Annotated in this window: 19 protein-coding genes and 2 pseudogenes; 13 read left to right on the top strand and 8 right to left on the bottom strand. The window is 63.6% G+C overall.

Annotated elements, in window-relative coordinates; genetic code table 11:
* The first annotated feature begins 42 nt into the window (after nt 1–42).
* Entirely contained in the window at nt 43–1047 is a 1005-nt protein-coding gene (locus ACOZ9V_RS16680; RefSeq protein ID WP_434591870.1) for a GTP-binding protein, read from the top strand.
* Nucleotides 1048–1092: 45 nt separating this feature from the next.
* On the opposite strand, the gene ACOZ9V_RS16675 is transcribed toward ACOZ9V_RS16680, so the two are convergent.
* Complete coding sequence (locus ACOZ9V_RS16675; RefSeq protein WP_139467918.1) at nt 1093–1494, bottom strand: Fur family transcriptional regulator; 402 nt, start codon at nt 1492–1494, stop codon at nt 1093–1095.
* 227 nt (nt 1495–1721) lie between these two features.
* Between ACOZ9V_RS16675 and ACOZ9V_RS16670 the strand changes: the two genes are divergently transcribed.
* Together ACOZ9V_RS16670 and ACOZ9V_RS16665 are read left to right on the top strand one after the other, a co-directional pair.
* Nucleotides 1722–2900: a CobW family GTP-binding protein gene (locus ACOZ9V_RS16670; RefSeq protein WP_434591868.1), complete on the top strand. Its 1179-nt coding sequence runs from the start codon at nt 1722–1724 to the stop codon at nt 2898–2900.
* A gap of 337 nt (nt 2901–3237) precedes the next feature.
* On the top strand, nt 3238–6897 hold the full coding sequence (locus tag ACOZ9V_RS16665; protein ID WP_434595434.1) for an efflux RND transporter permease subunit: 3660 nt from the start codon (nt 3238–3240) through the stop codon (nt 6895–6897).
* 81 nt (nt 6898–6978) lie between these two features.
* On the opposite strand, the gene ACOZ9V_RS16660 is transcribed toward ACOZ9V_RS16665, so the two are convergent.
* Nucleotides 6979–7764: a FadR/GntR family transcriptional regulator gene (locus ACOZ9V_RS16660; RefSeq protein WP_259357296.1), complete on the bottom strand. Its 786-nt coding sequence runs from the start codon at nt 7762–7764 to the stop codon at nt 6979–6981.
* A gap of 239 nt (nt 7765–8003) precedes the next feature.
* Between ACOZ9V_RS16660 and ACOZ9V_RS16655 the strand changes: the two genes are divergently transcribed.
* Together ACOZ9V_RS16655 and ACOZ9V_RS16650 are read left to right on the top strand one after the other, a co-directional pair.
* Nucleotides 8004–9692 (top strand): L-lactate permease, encoded by a 1689-nt coding sequence (locus ACOZ9V_RS16655; RefSeq protein ID WP_259357297.1) that lies wholly within the window; start codon nt 8004–8006, stop codon nt 9690–9692.
* Between the two features lie 88 nt (nt 9693–9780).
* Nucleotides 9781–11049, top strand: a complete 1269-nt coding sequence (locus tag ACOZ9V_RS16650) for an alpha-hydroxy acid oxidase (protein WP_434591865.1) — start codon at nt 9781–9783, stop codon at nt 11047–11049.
* Nucleotides 11050–11192: 143 nt separating this feature from the next.
* Here the strand turns inward: ACOZ9V_RS16650 and fepB are convergent.
* Nucleotides 11193–12017, bottom strand: a pseudogene (fepB, locus tag ACOZ9V_RS16645) (Fe2+-enterobactin ABC transporter substrate-binding protein); the annotation flags it as partial.
* A gap of 12 nt (nt 12018–12029) precedes the next feature.
* Nucleotides 12030–12224, bottom strand: coding sequence for a hypothetical protein (locus ACOZ9V_RS16640; protein WP_181272232.1), 195 nt, complete (start codon nt 12222–12224; stop codon nt 12030–12032).
* A 135-nt stretch (nt 12225–12359) separates the two neighbouring features.
* Between ACOZ9V_RS16640 and ACOZ9V_RS16635 the strand changes: the two genes are divergently transcribed.
* From ACOZ9V_RS16635 to ACOZ9V_RS16625, 3 genes and pseudogenes are all read left to right on the top strand, one after another.
* The gene (locus tag ACOZ9V_RS16635) at nt 12360–13388 is read left to right on the top strand and encodes an ABC transporter substrate-binding protein (RefSeq protein WP_434591862.1); all 1029 of its coding nucleotides are present in this window, start codon (nt 12360–12362) and stop codon (nt 13386–13388) included.
* 78 nt (nt 13389–13466) lie between these two features.
* Nucleotides 13467–14168 (top strand): AAA family ATPase, encoded by a 702-nt coding sequence (locus ACOZ9V_RS16630; protein WP_434591860.1) that lies wholly within the window; start codon nt 13467–13469, stop codon nt 14166–14168.
* A 770-nt stretch (nt 14169–14938) separates the two neighbouring features.
* Nucleotides 14939–15096: pseudogene (locus tag ACOZ9V_RS16625) on the top strand (IS3 family transposase); the annotation flags it as partial.
* A 432-nt stretch (nt 15097–15528) separates the two neighbouring features.
* On the opposite strand, the gene ACOZ9V_RS16620 reads toward ACOZ9V_RS16625, so the two are convergent.
* Together ACOZ9V_RS16620 and ACOZ9V_RS16615 are read right to left on the bottom strand one after the other, a co-directional pair.
* On the bottom strand, nt 15529–16194 hold the full coding sequence (locus ACOZ9V_RS16620) for an SGNH/GDSL hydrolase family protein (RefSeq protein WP_139467925.1): 666 nt from the start codon (nt 16192–16194) through the stop codon (nt 15529–15531).
* Nucleotides 16195–16232: 38 nt separating this feature from the next.
* Nucleotides 16233–16760, bottom strand: a complete 528-nt coding sequence (locus tag ACOZ9V_RS16615) for a helix-turn-helix domain-containing protein (RefSeq protein WP_139467926.1) — start codon at nt 16758–16760, stop codon at nt 16233–16235.
* A 71-nt stretch (nt 16761–16831) separates the two neighbouring features.
* On the opposite strand from ACOZ9V_RS16615, the gene ACOZ9V_RS16610 reads away from it, so the two are divergent.
* The 3 genes from ACOZ9V_RS16610 (at nt 16832) to ACOZ9V_RS16600 (ending at nt 18697) form a co-directional block, all read left to right on the top strand.
* A complete protein-coding gene (locus ACOZ9V_RS16610) occupies nt 16832–17191 on the top strand; it encodes a hypothetical protein (RefSeq protein WP_139467927.1) in 360 nt (119 codons plus the stop codon).
* A gap of 68 nt (nt 17192–17259) precedes the next feature.
* Nucleotides 17260–17844, top strand: a complete 585-nt coding sequence (locus ACOZ9V_RS16605) for an ABC transporter ATP-binding protein (RefSeq protein WP_229664157.1) — start codon at nt 17260–17262, stop codon at nt 17842–17844.
* A 58-nt stretch (nt 17845–17902) separates the two neighbouring features.
* On the top strand, nt 17903–18697 hold the full coding sequence (locus ACOZ9V_RS16600; protein WP_139467928.1) for an ABC transporter permease subunit: 795 nt from the start codon (nt 17903–17905) through the stop codon (nt 18695–18697).
* 31 nt (nt 18698–18728) lie between these two features.
* Here the strand turns inward: ACOZ9V_RS16600 and ACOZ9V_RS16595 are convergent, their stop codons facing one another.
* Complete coding sequence (locus ACOZ9V_RS16595; protein ID WP_139467929.1) at nt 18729–19136, bottom strand: VOC family protein; 408 nt, start codon at nt 19134–19136, stop codon at nt 18729–18731.
* A 73-nt stretch (nt 19137–19209) separates the two neighbouring features.
* Between ACOZ9V_RS16595 and ACOZ9V_RS16590 the strand changes: the two genes are divergently transcribed.
* Entirely contained in the window at nt 19210–19788 is a 579-nt protein-coding gene (locus tag ACOZ9V_RS16590) for a TetR family transcriptional regulator (protein WP_434591857.1), read from the top strand.
* Here ACOZ9V_RS16590 and ACOZ9V_RS16585 read toward each other — a convergent pair.
* Complete coding sequence (locus ACOZ9V_RS16585; protein WP_139467931.1) at nt 19783–20259, bottom strand: MarR family winged helix-turn-helix transcriptional regulator; 477 nt, start codon at nt 20257–20259, stop codon at nt 19783–19785. The two genes, ACOZ9V_RS16590 and ACOZ9V_RS16585, sit on opposite strands and share 6 nt — an antisense overlap.
* Before the next feature lie 18 nt (nt 20260–20277).
* Between ACOZ9V_RS16585 and ACOZ9V_RS16580 the strand changes: the two genes are divergently transcribed.
* Nucleotides 20278–21348 (top strand): GNAT family N-acetyltransferase, encoded by a 1071-nt coding sequence (locus tag ACOZ9V_RS16580; RefSeq protein WP_434591856.1) that lies wholly within the window; start codon nt 20278–20280, stop codon nt 21346–21348.
* The last annotated feature ends 25 nt before the right edge of the window (nt 21349–21373 follow it).

Raw genomic sequence — 21373 nt, 5'->3', positions numbered from 1 at the left:
ATCATTAGAGATAATACTATGTTCTCCAGCGAAGGGAAGCGAATGCAGGGATCAGACGAACGCGGCCGGAGTCCCATCGTCGACGGAATCGAAGCGATCGCCGTCGTCGGACTCTGCGCGGCTGAGCGCAGGCGCTATGCGATGGGTCTGGCCAGGGATCGCGGTTTTGTCTTCGTGCCCGCGGAGCAGACGGAACAGGGCATCGAGGCGATCGACCGCCTCGTCGATCTGGTCGGAATGACATCCGGGGTGCACGGGTTCGTCCTCGAATACGGGGAGGACGCGGATTGTGCGGAGATCATCGGAGCTCTGAGTGCTCCCGACACGCGAGCCGTGCTCACCGACCTCGTCTGCGTGCTCGACCTTGCCTGCCTGCGCAGCGATCTCGATTCGGAAGCGCGCGCCGGAGCCCTGGTTGCGCAGATCGAATTCGCCTCGACACTTGCTCTGCTGGCGCCCGATGCTGCCGACTCGGCCGGGGCCGAGGCGGCCATCGGGCTGATCGCGCACCTGGCACCGGAGGCCGAGCGCTTTCTCCTGCGCGACGGCGCGGTGCATGAGCCGGTGTGCTGGCAGTTCGGGCACCGACCTCCCACCGCGGGGTGGACGGCGATACTCAACTCGGAGTTTCGGCCCCCGGCTCGGTCGGGAGGTGTCCGCGCCTGCCGTTTCGAACAAGCGCGACCCTTCCACCCGCAGCGACTGCAGGCAGTGCTGAGTGCGGCGCTCGGCGAAGGCTGCTGGGGGCGAATCGTCCGTTCGGCCGGCTTCGCGAAGCTTGCCTCCCGACCCTATTTGACCGCGCATTGGGATCAGGCAGGCACGCTGCTGACGTTCTCACCGCTGACCGCTGATCCGCTGCCCGGTGCAGAGCTGTTAGCGCTCGGTCAGGATCTCGCCTTCATCGGCTTCGACCTCGACGAGGCGGGGCTGTGTGAAGCGCTCGACCGCGCCGTCCTCACCGATGCTGAGCTTCTGGCGGGTCCGATGGCCTGGCTCGAGTATCACGACGAGTTCCCCGCATGGGACTCCGCGCACCGCGGATGACGCCAGCGGTCTTAGTCTGACGCCGGGGCGGTGCTCCGGCTGCGCTCAGCCGGACGCCCGACATTCGGCGCACAGGCCGAAGATCTCGAAGACGTGGTGTGTGATCTCGAAGCCGTTCGATGCCGCAATCTGACGCATCCAGTCCTCACTCGGCGGGTCGATCTCAACGGCGGTGCCGCAGCGCTCGCAGACGAGATGGTGATGGTGCTCGGTCTGCGCGCAGGCGCGGAAGAGCTGGGTCTCGGCGATGGTGATCGTATCGGCATCGCCGCCGCGTGCAAGCGCATTGAGCTGCCGGTAGACGGTGGCGAGGCCGACGCTGGCCCCTTCGTCTTCGAGGCGGCGGTGGAGCTGTTTGGCGGAGACGAAGCGGGTCTCGGTCTCAAGGGCAGAGCGGATGAGTGCCTTCTGTGCGGTGCTGCGCGTCTTCTTCTGCGGAGCTGCCATGGGAGTCCTCCCTTATCGTCTCTGTCGAACTCATCGTCGACGTCACAGGGGCATATGCATGAACGCGCATATGCGAGAGAAATAATGAAACACGTTACCATTAACGGGCGGTTCACCCGCATCTCTACGATTGACCCCGTACCGAGAACGGGGCCCGCGCGCACAGCGGAACCCGCGCTGTCGAGCCACCGAGCACGAAAAGCGAGCACGACCACCGAGGAGGCGCAATGAGCGGCCCCACCCGCAGACCGGCGATCCCGGTCATCCTGCTCACCGGCTACCTCGGTGCCGGAAAGACGAGCCTGCTCAACCACCTCCTGCGCCACCCTGACGCCCGCATCGGCGTCATCGTCAACGACTTCGGCGACCTCAACATCGACGCCGGACTCGTCGTCGGCCAGGTCGACGAACCGCTGTCGATCTCGGGCGGATGCGTGTGCTGCCTGACCGATGACTCCGAGCTCGAAGACGCGCTCGTGGCGATGACGAACCCCAAGCTGCGCCTCGACGCAATCATCGTCGAGGCCAGCGGATTCGCCGAGCCCCTGACCCTGGCCCGCATGATCACGCGCATGGGCCACCACCGATTCCACCTCGGCGGGGTCATCGACGTCGTCGACGCCACCATGTACTTCGACACCATCGATACCTCGAGCCTGCCGCCCCTGCGTTTCGCCGCGACGACATTGGTGCTGGTCAACAAGCTCGACCAGGTGCCGGTGGCCGACCGTGGGACCACGGTCGAGGCCGTGCGCGCCCGCGTCCACGAACGCAATCCGCGCGTCATCGTCATCGGCACCCACCACGCCCGCCTCGACCCCACACTCATATTCGATCCGGGCGAAGGTGAGCAGGACCTTCGCCGAGGCGGCTCCGACGCCGGTGATGACCCGATCCAACCTGAGTTGCCGATCCGGGAACTGCTGCGTCAGGCCTACGCCGAGGCGGCGGTCGACGAGATCGGTGGCGACGAGGTCGATGCGGAATCCATGCCACACCGCCACGCCCAGTCCGTGACCGTCACCGGCAGCGGCCCTGTCGATCCGGATGCGGTGATGGATTTCGTCGAAGACCTCCCGCCCGGGGTGTACCGCGTGAAGGGCACCGTGCTCGCGGCTGTGGGATCTCGCAGGCGCAGCTTCGATGTGCAGGCTGTGGGTCCGAACGTCTACGTCGCGGAGGCGGCCCGACCTGTCCCGAAGACGCCGTCCTTAAGCGCGGGGAATGGTGATCGGCCGGATGCCGACAGCGTCCTCGTCGCCATCGGAGAGGACTTCGACACCGAGGCGGCCGAAGCCACTCTGACCGCCGCCCTCAACGTCGACGCCGCCGGAGGCCTGGATGTCGCGGCATCAGACAGTGACCGCTCCGAACGCCTCCTCCACCACGTCCGCCTCCACACCTAATTGCTACCTGACGGCGGCCCAGCAACCTCGCGCCAGGTTGCTGGGCCGCCGTCAGGTAGTAAGAGGAGGGGATCCTCCGGTTTTCCTCCGTGTTTCCTGAGGGTGGTCTGGGGGACAACTCCCGTGCCGGGCACCTGTGACCGCTTCTAGGGTCGGAACGTGCCCCACCGAACGGCCGTGATCGACCTGCCGGGAACAGCAGTGAGAATTCATCCTTTTGGGGGACACCGTTGCCTACTTTTGGGCGATCCGCTGAGGCGATCCGCTTGGAAGACTGACTGGAGCGCCCTGCTCACACCCCCGAACCCGGAGGACCCCTGTGCACCTGATCACCCGGATGAGTCTGAAGAACCGCCTCATCGTCGGATTGCTCACCCTCGTGATCGCGGTCTTCGGCATCGTCGCGACCACCTCACTCAACCAGGAGACGATGCCCTCGGTCGACCTGCCCGGCACTTCGGTGCAGGCCACCGTCCCCGGCGCTTCTCCGGAGGTCATCGAGGAGACTGTGACCAAGCCCCTCGAAACCGCGCTCGACGGGGTCGGAGAGCTCGAATCGGTGACCACCTCCACCTCGTCGGGGATGATGACCGCCGAGGTGACTTGGCCCTTCGGCAAGGACTCCGAAGAAATGACCGACGCCGTCCGCTCGGCCGTCGACGGAGTGAAGTCCGACCTGCCCGCCGATGCGGAAGCCGAGGTGCTGTCGTATCAGATGGATGAGGTCCCGGTGACGATGTTCGCCGTCTCCGGTGGAGACTCCGCCACCCTCGGTGACCGTCTTGAGACTGACCTCGTCCCCGAACTCCGCGCTCTCGACGGAGTCTCGAACGTCGAGGTCACCGGCCAGGACGAGCAGCGAGTCTCCATCACCTTCCGCCCCGAGGACGTGGCGGAGAAGAACGTCGTCGAATCCTCCGTGCCCGATGAGCTCGAAGCCGCCGGCACTGTCGTTCCCGCTGGCCAGAGCTCACAGGGCGACACGTCGATGGCCGTCGAGGTCGGCACTGAGGTCGACGCCGTCGAGCAGATCGAAAAGACGCCACTGCGCACCGCGGACGGCACCGTACTGCTGGGTGAGGTCGCCGACGTCGACCTCGACTCGGTCGAGAAGACCTCCCTGTCCCGTGCCGACGGCAGGGATTCCGTGACTGTGTCGGTGACCAAAGACCAGGACGCCAATGTCGTCGACGTCTCCCACAAGGTCGCCGACACCCTCGACAAGGTCGGTCCGAAGCTCGGCGAGGACACGGAATTCTCGACGATCTTCGATCAGGCTCCGGAGATCGAGAGATCTATCCACGACCTCTCCGTCGAAGGCGGACTCGGCCTGATCTTCGCGATCTTCGTCATCCTCGCCTTCCTCGGCTCGTTCCGTTCGACCATCGTCGCCGCGATCTCGATCCCGATGTCGCTGCTCATCGCGATGATCGGCCTCATGGTCGGCGACTACACGCTGAACATCCTCACTTTGGGCGCCCTGACGATCGCCGTCGGCCGCGTCGTCGACGACTCCATCGTCGTCATCGAGAACATCCGGAGACGCCAGGGCACGAGCGACCTGACGGTCGAAGACATCGTCGCCAGCGTCAAGCAGGTCGCCGGTGCCATCACTGCCTCGACTCTGACCACAGTCGCCGTGTTCCTGCCGATCGCGTTCGTCGACGGCATCGCCGGACAGCTGTTCCGGCCCTTCTCCGTCACCGTGTCCTTGGCACTGCTGGCCTCCCTCGTCGTGGCGCTGACGATCGTCCCCGTGTTCAGCTACTGGGTCCTGCGCCGCAGCCCCAAACCGCTCTCGCCCAAACGGCAAGCCGCCACCGACCGCAGCTATGAGCTGTGGGCGGCCAAGCAGCACCGCCGCTCGGTGGCCCGTGCCGAACGCCGCCAGAAGGCGATCGAGAAGAAGAACGCCAAACGCGCGGCCAAGGGCAAGGACCCGCTGCCGGACGCGACCGTCGAACCCGTCGTCGCTCCCGCACCCGGAAACGGTGAGGCCTCCGGCCGAGTCGATCGCCTCCAGCAGCGCAGCCTGCCGGCGATCATCTCGGCCCTGCACCACCCCTGGAGGACCATCGCCTTCTCCGTCGTCATCTTCGTTGTCACGATGATGTGCGCGACCTTCCTCAAGACGGACCTGCTCGGATCGGCCGGGCAGAATTCCGTGTACATCACGCAGACCCTTCCCGCCGGCGCTTCGCTCGAAGCCGGTGACAAGGCCGCGAAGCGCGTGGAAGCCGTGCTCGGCGATGACCCAGACGTCGACACCTACTCGACGACGGTCAACGGCCCGGAATCCGGAGCGGAGAACCAGTTCAACGTCACCCTGGCAGAAGACTCCGAGGCCGAGGTCGCGACGAACCGCATCCGCACCCAACTCGACGACCTCGAGAAGGACGCGGGCGAGATCGACGTCCAGGATGCTGGCGGATCCGTCAGCGAGGACGTCGAGGTCACCCTTTCGGGCACCGACCTGGGTGCGCTGCGAAAGGCTGCTGACGAGGTGACGAAGAAGATGGCGGACACCGACGGCGTACAGTCCGCCCGCAACGACCTCGCCGCCGATCAGCCGGTCATCGAGGTCGACGTCGATCGGGAGAAAGCCGCCGACTACGGATTCAGCCAGGCTGAGGTCGGGCAGGCCATCGCCGCCGCACTCCACGGCGTCGAAGCCGGCACCATCACCCTCAATGGCCAGGAGCGCGACATCACCCTCGCTCCGACTCATCCGGATGCGACCCCGGACGAGATCCGTGCTCTCGAACTGCCCGTCACCGAGGTGCAGACGCAGAACGCCCAGGAGGATGCGACCGATCGGGTCGAGGAGAAGACCGATGCCCGCGCCGAGGAGGCCAAGCGCAAGGCCGCTGACGAATCGGCCGAGCAGCTCAAGTCTGCCCGTGAAGCTCGTGACAACGCGGCCGACCAGCTCGAACAGGCCCGCAAGGCCCTGCGCGATGCCGAGAATCCGCCGCCGGCTCCGAGCCCGGGCGACATGGCTGCCGACCAGGTGGAACAGGCCCGCGAAGGGGTCGAACAGGCAGAAAAGGGGCTGAAGGAAGCCAACGACGCCATCGACGACCTCGTCGACGGCCAGCGTGAACAGGAACAGAGCCAGGATGAGGAAGAGGCGCTTGCCGATGAGCAGGCCGCCATCCCCGACATCAAGGGTGAGCCGATCACCGTCGACGAGATCGCGGAGGTGAAGAAGACCGAGACCCCGGCAACGATCGACCGTGCCGACGGCGACCGGAAGGTCACCGTGTTCGCAACCCCGTCCAGCGGCCAGCTCGAAACGGTCACCGCCGCGGCCACTGACCTGACCGAGACCATGGATCTGCCCGACGGAGTCAGCTTCGACGTCGGCGGTGCCAGTCAGGAGCAGGCGGAATCGTTCGGTCAGCTCGGAATGGCGATGGCCGTGGCGATCGTGCTCGTGTTCCTCGTGATGATCGCGACCTTCCGCAGCTTCGTCCAGCCGCTCATCCTGCTGGTGTCGATTCCGTTCGCCGCGACCGGAGCTGTGCTGCTCCTGCTGGCGACCGGCACACCATTGGGCATTCCCTCGCTCATCGGTCTGCTCATGCTCATCGGCATCGTCGTGACGAACGCGATCGTGCTCATCGACCTCATCAACAAGCTGCGTGAGGACGGGCTCGACCTCATGGACGCGATCGTCCACGGCACCCGACTGCGCCTGCGCCCGATCCTCATGACCGCGGCCGCGACGATCTTCGCCCTCGTGCCGATGTCGCTGGGGCTGACCGGTGGGGGAGTGTTCATCTCGCAGCCCCTGGCGATCGTCGTCATCGGCGGGCTCACCTCGTCGACGGTGCTCACGCTCATCCTCGTCCCCGCTCTCTACCTCCTCGTCGAACGGCGCAAAGAGGTCCGGGCAGCACATAAGGAGGAGAAGCGCGCCAAGAAACGGGCCGAGAACCAAGCGCGGATCGAAGCGGAAACCGCCGAGGTGGCCCAACGTTCCGACGACCAGTAAACCCCTTAATTACTACCTGACGGCGGCCCAGCAACCTCGCGCGAGGTTGCTGGGCCGCCGTCAGGTAGCAATTGGGGTGGGTTAGGTGTCGGAGAGGCCGGGTAAGCGTGAGGCGGCGAAGCGGATGTGTTCCTCGGTCAGGGCCGCAGCCTCCTCGGCGCGACCGGCGCTGATGGCGTCCATGATCCCGTGGTGTTGGGACTGCAGCTTCGCCATCAGCGCCTGCTGGTCGTCGACGCGGCTGAACGAGGAGAAGATCGACTTCCGCAGAGAGGTGCGGATGGCCCCGGTGAGATCGGAGAACAGCTGATTGCCCGCAGCCTGAGCGATGGCGACGTGGAAGGCGGTGTCTGCGTCGTTGAAGGTCTCCAAACTGATGCCGGGAGTGTCCATCATCGCCAGCTGCGCATTCACCTCCGCCAGTGCGTCCTTATCGGCACGGGTCGCCGCGAGAATCGCGCTCGAGCGTTCGAGCTGGATGCGCGTCTCCGTCACGTCATCGATGCTGAAGTTCGTGAGCGCAACATGAAGGCGGAGGAAACGAGTGAGCGCGGCCGAGGGCATGGCGGCGATGAACGTGCCGGCACCACGACCGGACCCGCCAGATGACCGAACGACGCCGAGGCTGTCGAGCACCCGCAGCGCTTCGCGCACACTGGCGCGACTGACGCCGAGCTTCGTCGCCAGGTCGCGTTCGGCAGGCAGAGGATCTCCGACGCCCAGTGAGCCGGTCATGATCTGCTCTTCGATGGCATCGATGACGAGCTCATAGGTGCTCGCCCGGTTCACGGGTTTCCATTCGGGACCGGTGGCCGCCTCGGCGCTGCCGGTCTGTTCCGGGCGGACCTCGTTCGTGTCATCGTTCATGGTCGTCTCCACCGCGCCATCATGTCATGCCTCTCGTTGCTCGTCGTCCTGCTCGTGGGGATGCGACCGGAACCGCCGCCGGAAGAAAACAGTTGACGCAGATCACACCCTCGTCCTATGCTCAGATTAATGGTCTGACCTCATAAAGGCCATACTGAAAGTTCTGATCGTTCGAGTTCGGAGCGCGTTCACAGGGGAACGGACCCGATGTGGGCAGGCCCGGCCGATTTGGAGAAGCCATGTACACACCTGAAATCGCACCGGTGGCCGACAGCCTGCTGTGGACGTCCATGCTGGCGATCCTGCCGCTGCTGACGATCTTCGTCACCCTCGGCGCACTCAAATGGAAGGCCCACTGGGCCGGACTGACCGCCGTCGGCGTCGCTCTCATCGTCGCGATCGCCGCCTACGGAATGCCGGTCGGACTCGCCGCGCTCTCGGCGACACAGGGGTTCGCCTTCGGACTGTTCCCGATCATGTGGATCGTCATCACCGCGATCTGGCTCTACGAACTCACCGTGCGCTCGGGCCACTTCGAGGACCTGCGGTTGGTCATCAACGTCATCTCCGATGACCCGCGCATCCAGGCCATCATCGTCGCCTTCTGCTTCGGCGGCCTCCTCGAAGCGCTCGCCGGATTCGGCGCCCCGGTGGCGATCACCGGTGTCATGCTCGTCGCCGTCGGCTTCACCGCTATGCGAGCTGCCGTCGTCGTCCTCGTTGCCAACACCGCCCCCGTGGCCTTCGGCGCCATCGCCATCCCGATCATCACCGCCGGCACTCTGACGGGAATCGACTACCAGGACATCGGCGCCATGGTCGGTCACCAGACCCCGTTCCTCGCCGCAGTCGTGCCGCTCTTCCTCGTCCTGCTCGTCGACGGGCGTCGCGGGCTGAAGCAGATCTGGCCGCTGGCCCTCGTCGTGGGCATCGCCTTCGGCCTCGCCCAGTGGGTCTCCGCCACGTTCCTCTCCGTCGAACTCACCGACATCATCGCCTCCCTCGTCGGCCTCGCAGCCGTCGTCATCATGCTGCGCTTCTGGAAACCGAAGGGCGGTCAGGACGCACTCGACCGCATGGCCGATGAGCGCGAACACGAAGGCGCCGATGCTCCCGATGCCGGCGGTGCCTCTGCTGCCGTTGCCACCGATGTGAAGAAGGAGACCGCGCCGCTGACCGGGTCCCGCGTCTTCCTCGCGCTCTTTCCCTATCTGCTCGTCATCGTCATCTTCTCCGTGGCCAAACTCGTGCCGGTACTCAACAACTGGCTGGCCTCGACCGATGTGAAGATCCCCTGGCCCGGACTGGATGGGAACATCCTCAACGCCGCCGGCGAAGTCTCGACGAGCACGGTCTACAACTTCCAATGGCTGTCTTCCCCGGGCACCCTGCTGCTCATCTCCGGCATCATCGTCGCGATCGTGTACAAGATGTCGGCGAAGGACGCCGTCGATGTCTTCATCGTCAACGTCGTGAAGATGAAGTTCTCGATCCTCACCGTCGGCTCCGTTCTCGCGCTGGCCTATGTTATGAACCTCTCGGGCCAGACGATCACCATCGGAACCTGGATCGCCGGCACCGGAGCCTTCTTCGCCTTCCTCTCGCCGATCCTCGGCTGGCTGGGCACTGCTGTGACCGGTTCGGACACCTCGGCGAACGCACTGTTCGCGACCTTGCAGCAGACCGCCGCACACGAGGCCGGGCTCAACCCGCTGCTGCTCGTCGGCGCCAACAGCTCAGGCGGTGTCCTCGGCAAGATGGTCAGCCCGCAGAACCTCACCATCGCGGCCACCGCCGTCGGTCTGCTCGGCAAGGAGGCTTCGATCCTCCGTCGCGTCATCGGCTGGTCCCTGGGCATGCTCGTCGCCATGTGTCTGCTCGTCGGACTCCAGTCGACGGTGCTGTCCTGGATGGTCCCCGGCTCCTGAATTCGCGCGGTGCCGTCACGTCGATCGAACCACCCACACCAGCCACCACCCACTTCTCAACCACCGCCTAATCAAAGGAGCGAAAAACATGGTCAAGAGGCAGATTCCTCAGCCGGCCGAGATCTTCGAGCTGATGAAGTTCAAGAAGTTCGAACTCGACCCGAAGAAGCGTCGCTTGGAGAATGCGCTGACGATCGAGGACCTGCGCAAGATCGCGAAGCGCCGAACCCCGGCCGCGGCGTTCGACTACACGGATGGGGCCGCCGAGGGTGAGATCTCGATGGAGCGCTCGGTCCAGTCCTTCCGCGATATCGAGTTCCACCCCTCGATCCTCAAGGACGTCACGAACGTCGACACCTCGACCCAGATCATGGGCGGCAGCTCGGCCATGCCCTTCGGCATCGCGCCGACCGGCTTCACCCGACTCATGCAGACCGAGGGTGAGACCGCCGGCGCCGGCGCCGCGGGGGCTGCGGGCATCCCGTTCACGCTCTCGACGCTGGGCACGACGTCGATCGAGGACGTCAAGAAGACCAACCCGCACGGGCGCAATTGGTTCCAGCTCTATGTGATGAAGCAGCGCGACATCTCCTACGGCCTCGTCGAGCGGGCGAAGAACGCCGGGTTCGACACTCTCTTCTTCACCGTCGACGCTCCCGTCGCCGGTGCCCGACTGCGCGATACGCGCAACGGCTTCTCCATTCCGCCGCAGCTGACCCCGCAGACGATCCTCAACGCCATCCCTCGTCCCTGGTGGTGGTGGGACTTCCTGACCACCCCGAAGCTCGAGTTCGCGTCCCTGTCGGAGACCGGCGGCACCGTCGGCGAGCTCCTCGATTCGGCGATGGACCCCTCCATCAACTTCGATGACCTCGCCGAGATCCGCGCCATGTGGCCCGGCAAATTCTCCGTCAAGGGCGTGCAGACGCTCGAGGATGCGAAAAAGCTCGCCGACCTCGGCGTCGATTCGATCGTCCTGTCCAACCACGGCGGGCGCCAGCTCGATCGCGCGCCCGTGCCCTTCGAACTCCTCCCCGAGGTGGCTCGCGCGATCGGCAAGGACGTGGAGATCATCATCGACACCGGAATCCGCAACGGCGCCGACATCGTCGCGTCGTTGGCGCTGGGCGCGGACTTCACGCTCATCGGCCGCGCCTACCTCTTCGGCCTCATGGCCGGCGGTCGAGCAGGAGTGGACCGGACGATCGAGATCCTCGGCGAGCAGGTCGAGCGCACCATGCGCCTGCTCCAGGTCGCCGATGTCTCCGAGCTCAACCCGTCCCATGTGACCCAGCTGCGTCAATTCAACCGCGACGAGCGCGCGGAGATCATCAGCTCCCGCCCGGCCAAGGGCTGATTCGCCGAGGCGGCCCCGCCGGGGACAATAAGATCACCGAGTCGGCCCCGCTGGGGTCGCCCAGACGGCTCCATAGGCAGCGAACGGACGGCCGGCAGCGAGAAGTATCGTCGTTGCCGGCCGTCCGTTTCGTGTTCAGGTGCTCACTTGCCGAATTCGTCCTCGATGCGGTCGAGGACGTTCGTGGCGGAGTAGTAGTCGAGGCGGAATGAGTCGAGGCCCATCGGGTAGACGGCATCGTTCTTCACCGCCGGTGTGCTCTCGACCAGCGAGTTCTTCGCATATGACGCGGCGGTCTTCTCGTTCGCGTTGAACAGGAACACGGATTCGCCGGTGACGGCCTTCGACAGGTTCTCACCGGTGACTTCGACGATATCGGCGCGTTTGCCCATTTCTCCTTGGCCGGCTGTGCCTTCGGGGACCTCGGCGAGTTCGAAGCCGACCTCTTGGAGGAGCTTGCCTTGAGCGGATTCCGGTGTCCAGATGTTCGCACTGGCGCCGGATCCTCCGCCCTTGGCCTTCTCGTTGAAGATCATGCCGGTGACCGGCTGCTTCGGGGCGTCGATGGCGGACTTGACCTCCTCGGCGCGGGAACCGAATTCGTCGTTGACCTTCTTCGCCTCATCCTCGTGGCCGGTGATCTCACCGAGCTTGGTGGTGACCTCCTGCCAGTCCTTGTCGCCGTAGTCGATGACGACGGTCGGGGCGATGTCGCTGAGCTGATCGTAGATGGCGTTCGCTGAGTCCTGGCCGGTCTTCGAGACCACGATGAGGTCGGGTTCCTCGGCGAGCACGGCCTCGACATCGGGGTCGCCCTGGTAGAGGGCTTTGACGTCCTTCTCCTTCGCGACGTCGCTCCACTGCGTGAAGAAGCCCTGGTCGTCGGCAGCGGGGGAGTTGGGCATGGTGGCCCCGGAGGCGGTGACCGGTGCGTCGACGGCGAGGAGGCTGCCGGTGAGAGTCACCGAGGTGGAGACGACCTATTCGGGAGCTTCGTCGATGGTCACTTCGTGGCCGGCGTCGTCCGTGATCGTCAGGGGCCATTGACCGTCGGCGGCGGCGTCGCCATTGCCGGAGTCGGAAGAGCCGGACCCGCCGCAGGCGCTGAGGCTGAGAGCGGTGGCGAGGGTGACTGCGGCAAATACGCGTGTGCTGCCGGGTTTGACGCGGGACATAGGGGACCTTTCGAGAATGTTCGCTTGCGAAGATGAGCCTAACCTAAGTAGGCCCGGGAGACTGCATTCGTGGTGCGATTCAGCGGAAGGTGCGGCGTGTCGAGCGAAGTATCCACTTAGGGTAGGCTCATCTTCGTGAAATCGACTCTGAAGAATCGGGCGGTTGCTGCGGCCGCCTCAGCTCTGACTATTGCTCTGCTCGCTGTCGGCTGTGCCGCCGAGGGTGACAAGGGCGCCGACGGGGACGCCGGAAACAAAGATGTTGCGACAGGAGGCGAGGCCTTCGGCACTGCTGATGAGGAGACTGCGAAGCTCGGCAGCGATGCCGAGGCCGGGGTCTTCCCGCGGATGGTCAAGCATGCCAATGGCGCGACGGAGATCGAGAAGAAGCCCGAGCGCGTCGTCGTCCTCGACACGGGAGAGCTCGACGATGTCCTGTCGCTGGGCATCACACCCGTCGGCATGGTGACGACCGAAGGCGCCAGCCCGGTGCCGAGCTATCTCGAAGACCAGGTCAAGGGAGTCGAGACGGTCGGCACGATTCAGGAGCTTGATCTCGAGAAGATCGCCTCACTCGAACCTGACCTCATCCTCGGCAGCCAGCTGCGCGCCGACAAACTCTATGACGAACTCGACTCCATTGCTCCGACGGTGTTCTCGATCCGTCCCGGTTTCCCGTGGAAGGAGAACTTCCGCCTCGTGGGTGAGGCGATGGGCATGGAAGACGAGACGACGAAGGAGCTTGAGGAGTACGCTCGCGAGGCTGGAGAGCTCGAGGACTCCGTCGACGGCGACCCAACGATCTCGCTCGTGCGTTTCATGCCTGATCGCCTCCGTCTGTATGCGAACCAGTCGCTCATCGGAGTCATCCTCCACGATGCCGGGTTCAAGCGCCCGAAGAACCAGGACGTCGACGAGCTCGCCGTCGAGATCTCTCCGGAGAACCTCGACCAGGCGGCCGGCGATTATGTCTTCTACACCAGCTATGGCGATCCGGAGGCGACCGGGGAGAAGAAGGCACTCGAATCGAGCCAATGGAAGGGTCTCGACGCGGTCAAGGACAGCAAAGCCATCCGCGTCAATGACGATGTCTGGTTCCTCGGACTCGGCCCGACCGGGGCCGGTCAGATCCTCGATGATCTGGAGGACCACCTCGGCGAGTGAATCTCCGAGAGATTTCGCAGTGACGGCGAAGAAATCGCCTCTATGCTGACTCTCATCATCTGACTCGGAGAGGTCACCATGGGATCAGCAGCCGCTGCGAGAGGCGACGACGGGTTCGTTAAGGAACTCGACCGGAATTTCAAAGGGCGCGAAAGCGGCCCATCGGGCAGTGCTGCGGTCACTCCTCTCGTTGTCATCGCCGGGGTTCCCGGGGCAGGCAAGACCGAAGCACTCAGAGTATTACGGGGCCGATCGCCTCGGGTGCGGTCGGCGGACCCGGAGGGCGTGCGACGTCAGCTGCGTCAGTGGATGCCGTGGTTGCCATACGCGCTCGTTCGACCGATTCTTCACACGATCGCCCACCTCCGCGCGCTTGCGCTCATGCTCAACAAGGGCGGCGGACCGCTGGTCATCCATGATCCGGGCACCCGCCGATGGAGTCGCCGACTCATTGTGAGCCTCGCAGGGATTCTCGGATATCGACCGATGATCGTCTTCATCGATACGGATCGAAATTCCGCGCTTCGCGGTCAGGCGCAGCGGAAGAGGGTCGTCAGAGGCCGCGCCTTCGATCGCCATTGGAGGCGCTGGGGCGAACTGCGCGAGCGCATCCTTCGTGGTGACAGCCTCGGTGACGGTGAACCCTGGGATCGTGTCGTGCTGTCGCATCGGGACGCTGTTGTCGATGATGTTCTCGGCCTGCTCGATACCGCAGCGGCTGTAGGATCTCGTTACTCTTGTCAGAAGCTCACCGAGGTGACCTTGGACATGACAACTTGAGGAGACCACTTTCGTCTCACTAAGTTGTCATTTTCTTCCAGTACCTACCACAGAGTAGATGAAAGCCTAAAGATGAGCTATCGCGGTGCAACATTGCGTAAAGGAGTGAGCGCCCGCTTTGCGGTCAAGTCGCTCGGGTAAAGTCATATCACCTACGAGTGTTCGACGACGAGCAGGATCCGCCTACTGTCAAGGGAGCTTGGATTGACCAGGTCCACGCTCGTCAGCGATCTCAATGTCTGACCTCTGCCTGCCAACATCAGGGCTCACAGGCGGTGGAAGTGCATCCGATCTCATTTAACCTGTAATCATGCCATGAAAGTCATACGACGTTCGCACACTGAGGGCGAAAGCCATCTCCTCGCTGCGGACTGGCGTCACAGCGTTCAACGCACTGGAAAACAATGGAAGAGTGACCACAGTCTTGATCCATCTTAAGCATTGTTTCGAAATGCTCCTCGAAGCAGCGCTGCTCGCTACTGGAGACAAGAATGTCTTTGACAAAGGGAAACGAGTAGCCACAGATTGAACCGTCCTTAGTTTGATTGAGGGTGTGACAGATATCCGGAAGGACGGCCCTTTTACCGAACCCGAAGGATCCTACCGAGCTCCACGCGCGTACCACACGGTTGGCGGTGGAAGCTCGCCGAGACCCTGCGATGCGCAACGGGGCGATCGCTCGGATCGCTGAACAGACCGGTGTCCACAAGGAAGCTCTACAGACGTGGGTCAAGCGCGCTTAAGATGACGATCTGCCCACGACGCCGATCGACTCCACAGCTCGGATCCGGCAACTGGAGGCTGAGAATCGGGGGCTGAAGAAGGCGAACGAGATCCTCCGGTCAGCGACCGCGTACTTCGGCAAGGCGGAGTTCGACCGCCTACGGAAGTGATCGTCGCTTTCCTCGACGAGCACAAAGACCTATAGGGCACTGCGCTACACACGACCAATGACCCTGAAGCCGAAGCGGCCGGCATCCGTGAAGTCGACTTGGAGATAAAGTTCTACATGGGAAAATATGACCTGGCCGACAAATCAAACGTTAACCGCACCCGAGCCACAGCTCTGCGCAGGCACTTGGGACTAGACAATGACGACGACCATTTTTCGCACCTCTTTCGACTAGGTACCCAGAAAACGTTGCGACACTCGGACAACGCGCTACGAGCGATGCGAGATGCGCTACGCCAAGTTGATATAGAGAGGGTCTGGGCAGCGCACCGTCCTATCTCAGCAAAAGTAGCCGACAGTCTTCCTGCATGTGACCAACTAGGCAGCGCCCAGTAGGTAAAAGTAAGGAACTACGCTCTGATCGCCTCAGAAGGGGCCGGATGACCCGCATTGTTTGACTGTGGAGCTTCAGCCAGCATCGCGATCTACCATCAGGTCCGCGACGACCGGCGCGAGTGCGACACCCAGGGCGTGGTGCTGGTCGGCGTCGAGATGCACGCCGTCGTGCTTGCTGCTGGTGGTGATCGTGTTCGAGTCGAAAAAGACGCAGTCGGTGTCTTCGCTGACCTGTCGAATTGCCTGCGCGAGACCCTGTGCGGCGATATCCCCGCCCGCGAACTTCGGGCCGATCGGTCCTCGAGGGTTGTCAAGCTGCGGGGGCGCGATGACGAGAATCGGCGGGGTAGGCATCCCGGGCTCGATCGGCGCTGTCCTGATCGCGTTGATGAGCGCTGCGATGCCCATCGCGGAGTGCCAGGGTTTGTGCTGGTGCATGGATTGGAAGTCGTTCGTGCCGAGTAGGAGAATCACGAGGTCGAGCGGGGATTGCGCTTCTATGACCTGTTGGATGCCGCTGAGGGCGTTCCGCCCAGGTTTGTATGGGTCGTCGAAGGCGGTGCGACGCCCGTTGAGACAATCCTCCGTAAGCCGGATGCGACCGTCCCTTCCCGCGTTGAGCGCGGCGTGCAGGACTCCGGGCCAGCGCTCTTCGAAGGGAAGTCGCTGCCGAGTCGTCGGGACTATGCCCCAGGTCAGCGAGTCCGAGTACACAAGGATGTGCTTCGTCGTTGGCATCTTGTCTCCTTTGCGTTGCCGTCGTTCTCTTTACGCGTTCACGGGTCCGGAAGGAGGATCGTGGCGAGGTTGACGCGTTGCTGACCGTCCTCCCGTTCCGTCAGGTAAGGGGCCAGTAGCTCGGCGAGGCTGGACTGGATCGTGGCGAGATCCTCCCTGTTCACGTACAAGGGCGTTCGCGCGAAACCGACCAACTCACGGGCTTCGGGAGAACCCGCGCTGAGGAAACGATCGAAGTCACCCGTGACGTCTCCCAAGAAAGTCAGGAAGGCTGTGTTTAGCTGCGCGCTGCTCATCGCAGAAAGCTCGGCGTGGTCAATCGCTGCCATCCGGTCCCCTAGCGCCAAGGTTCGCTCGATCGCGCCACGAGATCTGCGCTCATTGACCACGGCGACAACCTCGGCATCGAGGAGGGCCGCTACATGTCGATAGAGCGTGGCCTGCGGGATATCCGGGAGCGCCTCGCGCAACTGTGCCGTCGTGCGGTTGCGACCACCCAGCTGCTGGATGATCCGTAATCGCACGGGGTGCAGCACGACCTCTGCCAGAGCAGTCTTGTCCGGCACCTTGACTCCTCACTGTTATCATTATGATAATGTTCTCGTTACGATTCTATTCTAGCGATCAGGAGAGAACGATGACGAACATCACGTACGACCAAACGGGAGTACACGTGCAGTTTCCCGGCTGGGAGGCGACGATGACGGGCTTGCCGAAGCTGTCAATTCCGAGGGCGGCGATCCGTGGTGTAACGAGCGAGCCGGGATGGACTTCCGAGATCCTCGGGATGAAATCCGGTCTCGTCATCTCTGGCTACCGCAAGCTGGGCACGTTCAGACACCCTTCGGGAGTGCGGCGCCTAGTCTCGATGAAGCGCGGTCACCCGCTGCTGCGGATCGCCGTCGACCGGGCCGCCGTCGGGTTCGACGAGGTCCTCCTGAGCACCGATGCTGCAGAGTCGATCGCGGCAGACCTCCGATCGGACGTGCACTCTTGAACGCTGCGATCGAGGTAGAGGCGCTCTCAAAACGGTTCGGGGCAGTCGTTGCGCTCGAAGATGTCACCTTGAAGGTCGAGAACGGGCGCGTCGTCGGGTTCCTCGGGCCCAATGGGGCAGGGAAATCGACGCTCATGCGCGCACTACTCGGCCTAGTTCGCTCCGACAGCGGTGAGGCTCACATTGCTGGCCTTCCGTATGCCCACCTGCCTGCGCCCGCAAAGACCGTGGGCGCGGTCCTGGACATTGCCTCAGCGCATCCACGCATGACGGCACGCGCTCACCTTCACACGTACGTGGCACTCGGAGGAATGGACCGGTCGCGGGTCGACACCGTGTTATCCCTCGTGGGGGCGCAGTCGTACGCCGATCGTCGGATCGGCACCTTCTCCACCGGGATGCGCCAGCGCCTCGCGCTGGCCACCGCGATGCTCGGCGACCCGGACATCCTCGTGCTCGATGAGCCGTCGAACGGTCTCGACCCAAGCGGAAGCGCCTGGCTTCGCACATTCCTGCGCGAGTTCGCCGATGCTGACGGCGCGCCGTACTGCTCTCCAGCCATGTGCTCAACGAGGTTGAGCACACGATCGACGACGTCATCCTCATCGACCGAGGCCGCACCGTCTGGGCTGGCGCACTCGAACGACTCGTAGCGCAAGATGCTCCCCTCGAAGAAGCCTTCCTGCGCCTCACGCAGAAAGGACTCCTCCTATGAATGCCGTCTATGGCGAAGTCGCGCGACTGAGCGGCACCGGAGTAGCACTGCGGTCGACACTGGTTGCGCTCGCGTGTGGTGGCGGATTGCCGCTTCTCCTTGCGCTCACCGGACCGCAGAACGCCCAGCCTCCCATGCCGGACATCGACACCCCCGAAGGCGTTGGATTCGTGCTCGGCATCGGAACCGTGCTTCTGTTCGTCCCCGCGCTGATCGGGACCATCGCGATCACAAACGAGTATCGACACCGCACGATCGGCACGACGTTCCTCGTCGTTCCTCGTCGGGGTCGAGTACTCACAGCCAAGCTCGCCGTGTACACAGCGCTGGGCATTGTCTACGGAATGGTCGCATCCCTGTCGGCCTTCCTCGCCCTGATCGTCGCAACATGGATGCGCGGTGTACCGCTGGGCGTCAATGTGGTGAATCTGGTACCGGCACTCATACAGCTCAGCCTCGCCGCTGCCGCCTACATGCTGCTTGGAGTAGGGATCGGCGCGTTGGCGCGTTCACCCTTCGTCGCGATCGGCGTCGTGCTCGGCTACTTCCTGTTCGTCGAGTACGTCCTGATGATGGTTCCCGGCGTCAATGCGATCTACCCGTTCCTGCCGGGCGGCGCGACGGCATCGCTGACGAGTTTCGACTTCCTCACCGGCGCGATCGCGAGCCAGACAGCGCTGACGCCTGCGACGATGGTCTCACCTGTGCTCGGCGCTGCGATCCTCGTGGCATACGCGGTCATCGCGGCGATTCTCGCCATCTTCGTTCCCCTTCGGCGAGACCTGAGGTGAACGGATCCAGGGTCTCGCCGAACGGGAGCCTCTATGGCTGCACATACGCGCTCGCGTAGTCCTCACTGGGAGCCACGGGCTGGATGATGTCGAGCAGCACACCATCGGGGGCAGCAATGATGAAGTGCCGCTGACCGAAGTCCTCGTCGCGAAGCGGTAACACCACGTTCACCTCTGTTCTGCCGGCCAGCTGCTTGTGGACGGCATCGACGTCGCTGACTTCGAGGTTGACGATCACTCCTCGGGGAAGTTCACGGTATCCGGCCGGCACCGTGGAGTGATCGTGAGCCAAGATCGCCAGCTCGAACTCGCCTAAGCGCAAGCTGACATACCAGTCGGATTCAAAGGTCGTCTCAAAACCGATGAAGTCGCGGTAGAAGGACGCCGCGGCGTCGACATCGCGAGACATGAGCACGGGATAGAGGCTGGTGACGGACATTGCACTCCTTTACGTACGATATGCATGTAACGAAGCCAGCATACATACACACTGTACGTAAAGGAAGAGGACCATGCCCCGCGCCTCCGCAGCCGACGCCGCCCAGACAGCCCAACGCATCCTCGATTCCGCGAAGAAACTCTTATCAGCGCGAGGCTTCAGCGAAGTCTCCGTCGATGATGTCGCCCGGGACGCCGGGGTCACACGGGGGGCGGTCTACCACCACTACCGGAACAAGGTCGCGCTGTTCGGCGAAGTCGCCGCCCGACTCCAAGCCGACGTCGCACGAGCTGTCGTCGCGGCGGCCGAGAATGCAGACCCGCAGCCTCACGAACAGCTCAAGGCCGGGTCGCACGCATTCCTCGATGCGATCACGAACGGAGCCGCCATGCGCATCCTGCTCATCGATTCACCAGCAGTGATCGGCTGGCAGGAATGGCGCCGACTTGACGCAGAGAATTCGGCGACGCATCTGCGAGAGGCACTACGTGAGGCAGGAGTTGCAGAAGACATCCTCGATGCGTCGACCGCGCAACTCTCCGGCGCGATGAACGAAGCAGCCCTGTGGACAGCCCAACAGAACGACATCGACCTGGCTCGTCGACAGTCTCATCGGGCCCTTGACAGACTGCTCACGGCCTACGTGTCATAGAGCCGACTCTGGAGCATGGGAGAGTTTTCCAGAGATTCGCACGATGTCGAGGAGGTCGCGCGCGTCGAGCCGATCGGCGAAGCGGCGGCACACGGATTCCAAGTGCACGGCAGTCGCTCCACGAAGGGCGTCGAGACCGAGGGGGGCGAGTACGAGCAGACAGCCGCGACCGTCTGCCGGGTCGGGATCACGGCGAATCAGCTCTCGCGCTTCCATCCTGCCGGCGTGACGCGAGAGCCTGCTCCGCGACCACCCCATCTTCTGCGCTTGGGCATGCAGTGTGCTCGTCATCTCCGGCGCTTCGACCAGGGTGCTGAGCACCTCGTAGTCGGGCTCCGAGAGACCCGACGCTGCAAGGTCGTGCACCACACCGGCCTGCACTGCGATCGTCATGCGACGAAACGCGCGCCAGGCGACTTCCTCATCCTCGTTCAACCACGGCGCCGCGGACCCCATCCTTTTCGTTGACATGTAATCATTCTACGATCTATGCTCGTTTACATGTCAATAAAATCTCCTAGAGTCGTGATCCTCACGTGCAGCACCAGGCCAGGAGCTATGGGCCCGGCGGTTGCAGACTGGCTCCTGCGAACCCTCACCCCCGACGCCGACGCACTCGGCGTCGAGCTTCAGCATGTGTCGTTGCGCGATCTCGACCTCCCGTTCTTCGACGAGGAGGAACATCCTGCTGTTGGCGCCTACCGAAACCCGCACACCAAAGCGTGGAGCAAGATCGTCGACGAGGCGGATGGCTTCATCGCGGTCACGCCGGAATACAACTACGGCATGCCCGCGACGCTCAAGAACGCCCTCGACTACCTGAGCCAAGAATGGGCATGGAAGCCCATGGGGTTCGTGAGCTACGGCAACACCTCGGCAGGCACCCGATCCGTGCAGCACGCGAAACAGGTGATAACGACACTTCGTCTCGTCCCACTCGGCTCGACCGTCGCCCTGCGCCTGAAAGACACGATCGATTCGACCGGGGTGCGCTCGGGCGCACAGCTGACCGCGTCAGCGAACAGCTTGCTGGAAGAGCTGATCAGACTAGCTCACGCACTCAAGCCCATGCGGGAGGCTGCACGGCCAGGTAACGGAGTTGGGCCGCTGCCCGGTAGCTATACACGCCCGTTGACTCCCAACGACGCACCTCATGTACTGGTTCTGCAGCGATGCTGCTGGGTCGACGAGGCGTTGAGCAACGAAACACTAGACCTCACTCCGTTCACCGAGACCCTCGACGACGTGCAGGCCTGGCTCACCGACTGGGAGACGATCGGACTCTGGCTCCACGGTCGTCTCATCGGAATGGTTCGCGCTCGACGCGCATCGCGAACAGGGTACATCGGCAGACTCGCCGTCGTTCCCGATCTCTACGGACGGGGAATCGGGCGCTGGCTCCTCCGGCACGCGACGGATGCTCTCGCCAGCTCCTGCGACCGGATAGAGCTCAGCACCGGATCGCGGAGCACGAAGAACATCCATCTGTACACGAGCGAAGGATTCGTCCAGCAAACCGAGAATCCCGAAGGAGCAGTCGATCTTGTCAAGCGTTTTTGAAGCGAGGTCCGGTGGACTGACATTC

The organism is Brevibacterium sp. 1718 (assembly GCF_051131255.1).
Lineage (GTDB): Bacteria > Actinomycetota > Actinomycetes > Actinomycetales > Brevibacteriaceae > Brevibacterium > Brevibacterium sediminis.
The sequence above is the reverse complement of the archived record's forward strand: the minus strand, read 5'-3'. Positions and strand labels throughout refer to the sequence as shown.

What these genes read in the sequence shown, in the direction of transcription:
- ACOZ9V_RS16600 (WP_139467928.1), top strand. Translation starts at nt 17,903, where the DNA reads ATGAATGCCGTCTATGGCGAAGTCGCGCGACTGAGCGGCACCGGAGTA.
- ACOZ9V_RS16680 (WP_434591870.1), top strand. Translation starts at nt 43, where the DNA reads ATGCAGGGATCAGACGAACGCGGCCGGAGTCCCATCGTCGACGGAATC.
- ACOZ9V_RS16660 (WP_259357296.1), bottom strand. Translation starts at nt 7,764, where the DNA reads ATGAACGATGACACGAACGAGGTCCGCCCGGAACAGACCGGCAGCGCC.
- ACOZ9V_RS16655 (WP_259357297.1), top strand. Translation starts at nt 8,004, where the DNA reads ATGTACACACCTGAAATCGCACCGGTGGCCGACAGCCTGCTGTGGACG.
- ACOZ9V_RS16580 (WP_434591856.1), top strand. Translation starts at nt 20,278, where the DNA reads ATGCTCGTTTACATGTCAATAAAATCTCCTAGAGTCGTGATCCTCACG.
- ACOZ9V_RS16675 (WP_139467918.1), bottom strand. Translation starts at nt 1,494, where the DNA reads ATGGCAGCTCCGCAGAAGAAGACGCGCAGCACCGCACAGAAGGCACTC.
- ACOZ9V_RS16610 (WP_139467927.1), top strand. Translation starts at nt 16,832, where the DNA reads ATGACGAACATCACGTACGACCAAACGGGAGTACACGTGCAGTTTCCC.
- ACOZ9V_RS16585 (WP_139467931.1), bottom strand. Translation starts at nt 20,259, where the DNA reads ATGTCAACGAAAAGGATGGGGTCCGCGGCGCCGTGGTTGAACGAGGAT.
- ACOZ9V_RS16620 (WP_139467925.1), bottom strand. Translation starts at nt 16,194, where the DNA reads ATGCCAACGACGAAGCACATCCTTGTGTACTCGGACTCGCTGACCTGG.
- ACOZ9V_RS16650 (WP_434591865.1), top strand. Translation starts at nt 9,781, where the DNA reads ATGGTCAAGAGGCAGATTCCTCAGCCGGCCGAGATCTTCGAGCTGATG.
- ACOZ9V_RS16590 (WP_434591857.1), top strand. Translation starts at nt 19,210, where the DNA reads ATGCCCCGCGCCTCCGCAGCCGACGCCGCCCAGACAGCCCAACGCATC.
- ACOZ9V_RS16670 (WP_434591868.1), top strand. Translation starts at nt 1,722, where the DNA reads ATGAGCGGCCCCACCCGCAGACCGGCGATCCCGGTCATCCTGCTCACC.
- ACOZ9V_RS16595 (WP_139467929.1), bottom strand. Translation starts at nt 19,136, where the DNA reads ATGTCCGTCACCAGCCTCTATCCCGTGCTCATGTCTCGCGATGTCGAC.
- ACOZ9V_RS16640 (WP_181272232.1), bottom strand. Translation starts at nt 12,224, where the DNA reads ATGTCCCGCGTCAAACCCGGCAGCACACGCGTATTTGCCGCAGTCACC.
- ACOZ9V_RS16630 (WP_434591860.1), top strand. Translation starts at nt 13,467, where the DNA reads ATGGGATCAGCAGCCGCTGCGAGAGGCGACGACGGGTTCGTTAAGGAA.
- ACOZ9V_RS16665 (WP_434595434.1), top strand. Translation starts at nt 3,238, where the DNA reads ATGAGTCTGAAGAACCGCCTCATCGTCGGATTGCTCACCCTCGTGATC.